Genomic DNA, 5,441 nt, shown 5'->3' on the forward strand with positions numbered 1-5,441 from the left:
GCTTCTGCTCGAACGCGGCGACAACGCGAGCCGCAGGGAGCAGGCGATCGAGCACTTCTATCGAACCGCAGAGCTCGACCCCGAGAGCAACATCCAATTCGGTCTTGGCGGCGCCGGCACCTTCTCGGACGGCAAGCTCACCACCGGCACGAAGAACCCGGCGCATCGGCGTATCCTCGAAACACTTGTTGCCGCCGGCGCGCCGCGCGATATCCTCTGGGACGCCAAGCCCCATGTGGGTTCCGATATTCTTCCCACCGTTGTCGAGAACATCGTCGCCTGCATTCGCGAGCTCGGGGGCGAGGTTCGTTTCCGCACACGTCTTGTCGACATCGAGCGAACCGGCGGATGCTCCGGCGGCGTGCGCGCCATCCGCGTCGAGACGCAGGCGGACGGCGTTGCCCAAGAGGAACGTATCCCCTGCAACCAGCTCATCCTTGCCTGCGGACACTCTGCACGCGACGTATTCGAGCTCCTCAAGCAACGGGGCTTTGAACTTGAACGGAAAACGTTTGCGATGGGCGTACGCATCGAACATGCCCAATCGGCCATCGACCGGGCGCAATACGGACGTTTCGCGGGAAACCCAGCACTGGGCGCCGCGCCCTATAAGCTCGTTGCCCATGTGGGAGACCGCAGCCTCTTCACGTTCTGTATGTGCCCGGGCGGAGAAGTCGTCGCTGCGGCGTCGGAGCCGGAGGGGGTGGTGACGAACGGCGCAAGCCTCCATGCGCGCGCGGGTGAAAACGCGAACTCCGCGTTGCTGGTGAACGTCACGCCTGAAGACCTCCCTGGAGCAGACCCCCTCGAGGGCATCGCGCTCCAACGAGCCTGTGAGCGCACCGCCTACGACCTCGGCGGCGGAGCATACCGCGCGCCGGCGCAGCTCGTAGGCGACTTCCTTGCGCGAACCGCCAGCACGGACTCCGGGGCGATTATGCCCACCTACCCGCTCGGCGTTACCTGGACCGCCCTCGATAACGCGTTGCCCCGCCACATCATCGATACGCTTCGAGCTGGTATCCCCCTGCTGGGACGCAAACTCAAGGGATTCGACGCCACCGACGCCGTGCTGACCGGCGTGGAATCGAGATCGAGCGCGCCGGTCACCGTTGTACGCGGCCGTGATTGCGTTGCGTTCGGCGCACCGGGTCTCTATCCCTGTGGCGAGGGCGCTGGCTATGCGGGCGGCATCATGAGTGCCGCCACCGACGGCATCCGCTGCGCCGAGGCGGTACTGAGGGAGCTTGCGAATCGATAACCCCGTGCCGGACGGGCGCCCCGGCTTCTCTTTTCGCTTGTCCTCGCAATGAGGCTGACGCCTCATTGCTGCGGAATCGCTCAAAGTGAAGCCGGGGCGCCCGTCCGGCACACCTACCCGCAACAAACCTCGACCAGCGACGCGGCGCAAAGGTCGCCGTCGTCCTTGCGGGTGAGGTTAGAGTGAGGAAGGGTACCGGAGGTTGGCGCCGCGACTCATTCCCTGGGGGGGCAACTAAGTCCGGGACTCGGGCTCCCATTTCGGCAAACCGTAGCACCACGGTCGCGCGAAGCCCGTTTTCGGCTCTGGAAGTCCGTGGTGTTACCGTTTCGCGCGGGATGACGCGTGAGGTTTGGCGGCAACAACGGGTTTTCAGCTCGCAGGTGACCCCATTTCCCAAATCGGTCCAAATGAACAGTTTTCACGGTACTGCCGAAGTAACCGGACGATTTCACCGGATGAAACGGCAGGTACGGGGATCGGACATGTGCGCGCTACTTCGCCATCCCCCCGAAAACCGTTCGTTTGGCGCGATTTGGGAATCAAGATGCCGCGCGCGTGAGAATTTCCGTCCAGGACTCAGATTCTCGCTCGCTGGAAGGCGGGATGCCGCGGGCGCTGAAAGCCTTGCGCTCCTGAATGGAAATGAACTGGTAAACGAACTTGTCGCGCACGGTAGCCCCGGTGTTCCGCTGGGCGATTCCGCAGCAAGAGGGCGAAGCCCTCTTACGAGGACAAGCGAAGCGGAACACCGGGGCGGCCGTGTGCGCTCAGCGTCGTTGACCATTCGTCAAACATGGATAAAGCGTGACGCGGCACGCAATTTTCGATGTGCGGGACGCCCTCATGCCAGAGCTTTGCTAGCGTATGTGTGGTTGACGTTTATTAATAAAACGTCAATAACTATTGCAAAGCGAGGCTTTCATGTCTTTTCATATCATCGGAACGGGCTCTGCCCTACCCGAGCGATGCATAACGAACGACGATCTCTCGCAGTTCCTCGACACCACCGACGAGTGGATCTTCACGCGCACCGGCATCAAGGAACGCCGCGTATGCACTTTCGAAACGCTTGACGACCTTGCATGCGCCGCAAGCCTTCGCGCTCTTGAAGCGGCCGACGTCACGGCATCGGAACTCGATCTCATCGTGTGCGCGACTACATCGGGTGACCATATCCTACCTGCGCAGGCCTGCGCCATCGCAGAGCAAATCGGGGCTTCCTGCCCGGCTTTCGACGTGTCCGCTGCCTGCGCCGGTTTCGTCTTCGCGCTCGATATCGCAGACGGCTTCTTTGCACGAGGCAGAGCGAGGCGCGCCCTGATCGTCGCCGCAGAGCAGATGTCGCGCTTGCTCGACTGGACAGATCGCGCCACATGCGTACTGTTCGGCGACGGAGCCGCTGCGTGCGTGATTGAGGCCGGAGGCGCAAGCCCGCTCGCCATCGAGCTCTCGACCGCTCCCGATACCGCCGCGCTCTCCGTTCCCGGCGTACCCGGCACCTCGCCCTTCGCCTCCATGCGATCCCCGCAAAGCATGCTCGCCATGAACGGCCGCCGCGTCTTCAAGTTCGGCGTCAATGCCATCTGCGATGCCGTGCACAAGCTCTGCGAAACCGCACATATCGAACTCGAGGATATCGACCACTTCGTATTCCACCAAGCGAACGACCGTATCCTCGCCGCCGCATCTCAACGACTCGGCATCGAGGATGGTCGCATGGCGCGCACGCTGCGCACAACGGGCAATATCTCGAGCGCCTGCATCCCCTATACCCTCGACGTGCTCGCTCGATCAGGCGAGCTGCACCCCGGCGACCTCATCGCGCTCGTGGGTTTCGGCGCGGGCCTTGATGTGGGCTCGTCCCTCATTCGCTGGGAGTAACCCGGCACACAACGTAGCCTCCGCGCATCCCGCGCGAGGAAGATAGAAAAGGAGAAACCATCATGGCAAACACCACGTTCGATCGCATCTGCACCATCATCCGCGACAACGGCGGCACCGAGGGTGAGCTCACGCTCGACACCAAGCTCGCCGACGCCGGCCTCGACAGCCTCGCGACCGTCGAGGCGGTCATCGCCTGCGAGGATGAGTTCGGCATCGAGATCGAGACCGAGTCCAACCCCGAGACCGTGGGCGAGCTCGTCGAGCTCATCGAGTCGCTCATGGAGAACTAAGATGCTGCGCTCCCCCATCTGCGAGACGCTGGGCATCGAAAAGCCCATCTTCCAGGGCGGCATGGCATGGATCGCCGACGCCTCCCTCGCCTCGGCGGTATCTGAAGCGGGCGGCCTTGGCATCATCGCCGCGATGAATGCGAACGCCGCGTGGCTCCGTTCCGAAATCCAGGCGCTCCGTGCCAAGACGGATAAGCCCTTCGGCGTGAACGTCATGCTCATGAGCCCGTTTGCAGATGAAGTCGCCCAGGTCGTCATCGAAGAGCGCGTACCCGTGGTCGTGACGGGCGCCGGCAACCCCGTGAAGTACATGAAGGCCTGGAACGAGGCTGGTATCAAGGTCATTCCCGTCGTCGCGTCCGTGGGGCTTGCCCGTATCGTTGAGCGCGCCGGCGCCGCTGCCGTGATCGCCGAAGGCGGCGAAAGCGGCGGACACGTGGGAGACGCCACCACCATGGCGCTCGTCCCGCAGGTTGTCGACGCCGTAAACATCCCCGTCATCGCGGCGGGCGGCATCGCCGACGGTCGCGGCATGGCCGCCGCTTTCATGCTCGGGGCGCGCGGCGTCCAGGTGGGTACGCGCTTCCTCGTGGCAGAGGAATGCACCGTCTCCGAGGAATACAAGGAGCGCGTGCTCAAGGCCAAGGACATCTCCACACTCGTCACCGGTCGCCGTACCGGCCATGCGGTTCGCTGCCTCAAGACGCCCTTCACCAACACCTTCGCCAAGCGTGAAAACGAGGGAGCCCCGATCGAGGAGCTCGAGCAGATGGGTGCCGGCGCGCTCCGCAAGGCGGCGAAGGACGGCAACTACGAGGAGGGTTCGTTCATGTGCGGACAGGTTGCCGGCCTCGTCCACGAGCGCCAGAGCGCCGCGCAGATCGTCGATGATATCGTGGGCGGCGCCGAGGCGCTCCTCAAGGGGGCGGCGCAATGGGTGGCGTAGCCTTTCTCTTCGCCGGCCAGGGCGCCCAGCATCCCGGCATGGGCGCTGCGCTCGCCGAACGCGAGGCTGCCGCGCAAGCGGTCTTCGCCACGGCGGACGCCCTACGCCCCGGTACGAGCGACCAATGCTTCAGCGGCACCGCCGATGAGCTCAACCAGACCGCCAACACGCAGCCCTGCGCATTTGCCTGCGACCTCGCTTGCGCCAGGGCGCTCGAGGCTCACGGCATAACGCCGGCAGCCGTCGCCGGATTCTCCCTGGGGGAGGTCGCCGCGCTCACCTTCGCGGGCGCTCTGAGCGACGCACAGGGCTTCGAGCTCGTCTGCCACCGCGCCCGATTCATGGACGCAGCGGCGAGGAGGCATCCCGGCTCCATGCGCGCTGTGCTCAAGCTCGATGCGGAAACGGTCGAGCACTTGGCGCGCGAGGCGGGGGAAGCGTGGCCGGTGAACTACAACAGTCCTAAACAGACCGTCGTGGCGGGCTCGCCCGAAGCACTCGAAGCGCTCGATGTCCTTGTGAAAGCCGCTGGCGGGCGCAGTATGCCCGTCGCAGTCTCGGGCGCGTTCCACAGCCCGTATATGGAGCAGGCTTCGCGCGAACTTGCAGCCTATCTGGACGGCAACGTTCAATTCGCCGCTCCGCGCATCCCCGTCATCGCGAATCTCACCGCCGCCCCCTACCCGAGCGGTTCAGATGAGGCGGCCGCCCAAGAGCGCGCCGAGACGCTCGCTGCGCAGGCATCTCACCCCGTCCAGTGGGTGAACACCTTGCATGAACTCGAACGCCGCGGTATCGACACGTTCGTCGAAGTCGGTCCCGGGAAAACGCTTACCGGCCTTGTGAAGCGCACGTTGAGCGGCATCAAGACCCTTTCGTGCGAAACGCCCGAAGAGCTCGATACGGTGCTCGCCGAGCTCGAGGCAGCCGGGCAAACGCCCGCAAACTAGGAGGTTCCATGGCAGAGCAGGCAACACAGCAGCGCCGGTGCGCGCTCGTCACCGGAGGCTCACGCGGCATCGGCCGCGCAGAGGGGCAAGCATTTGCTCGTGCAGGG

At 64.4% G+C, this 5,441-nt stretch carries 5 protein-coding genes; all 5 read left to right on the forward strand.

Annotated elements, in window-relative coordinates:
• The coding region (locus tag QZ079_RS07840; protein ID WP_297037277.1) for an NAD(P)/FAD-dependent oxidoreductase at window positions 1-1,261 on the forward strand (1,261 nt) is incomplete at its 5' end.
• Between the two features lie 924 nt (window positions 1,262-2,185).
• Entirely contained in the window at window positions 2,186-3,145 is a 960-nt protein-coding gene (locus tag QZ079_RS07845) for a 3-oxoacyl-ACP synthase III family protein (RefSeq protein ID WP_297037279.1), read from the forward strand.
• A 62-nt stretch (window positions 3,146-3,207) separates the two neighbouring features.
• Window positions 3,208-3,438: an acyl carrier protein gene (locus tag QZ079_RS07850; protein WP_291288393.1), complete on the forward strand. Its 231-nt coding sequence runs from the start codon at window positions 3,208-3,210 to the stop codon at window positions 3,436-3,438.
• A 1-nt stretch (window position 3,439) separates the two neighbouring features.
• Window positions 3,440-4,384, forward strand: coding sequence for an enoyl-[acyl-carrier-protein] reductase FabK (gene fabK, locus QZ079_RS07855; RefSeq protein WP_297037282.1), 945 nt, complete (start codon window positions 3,440-3,442; stop codon window positions 4,382-4,384).
• Complete coding sequence (locus QZ079_RS07860; protein WP_297037285.1) at window positions 4,372-5,334, forward strand: ACP S-malonyltransferase; 963 nt, start codon at window positions 4,372-4,374, stop codon at window positions 5,332-5,334. The genes fabK and QZ079_RS07860 overlap by 13 nt, the downstream gene beginning before the upstream one ends.
• Window positions 5,335-5,441: the final 107 nt, after the last annotated feature.

Source organism: uncultured Enorma sp. (assembly GCA_905210055.1).
Lineage (GTDB): Bacteria > Actinomycetota > Coriobacteriia > Coriobacteriales > Coriobacteriaceae > Enorma.

What these genes read in the sequence shown, in the direction of transcription:
- QZ079_RS07850 (WP_291288393.1), top strand. Translation starts at nt 3,208, where the DNA reads ATGGCAAACACCACGTTCGATCGCATCTGCACCATCATCCGCGACAAC.
- QZ079_RS07860 (WP_297037285.1), top strand. Translation starts at nt 4,372, where the DNA reads ATGGGTGGCGTAGCCTTTCTCTTCGCCGGCCAGGGCGCCCAGCATCCC.
- QZ079_RS07845 (WP_297037279.1), top strand. Translation starts at nt 2,186, where the DNA reads ATGTCTTTTCATATCATCGGAACGGGCTCTGCCCTACCCGAGCGATGC.
- fabK (WP_297037282.1), top strand. Translation starts at nt 3,440, where the DNA reads ATGCTGCGCTCCCCCATCTGCGAGACGCTGGGCATCGAAAAGCCCATC.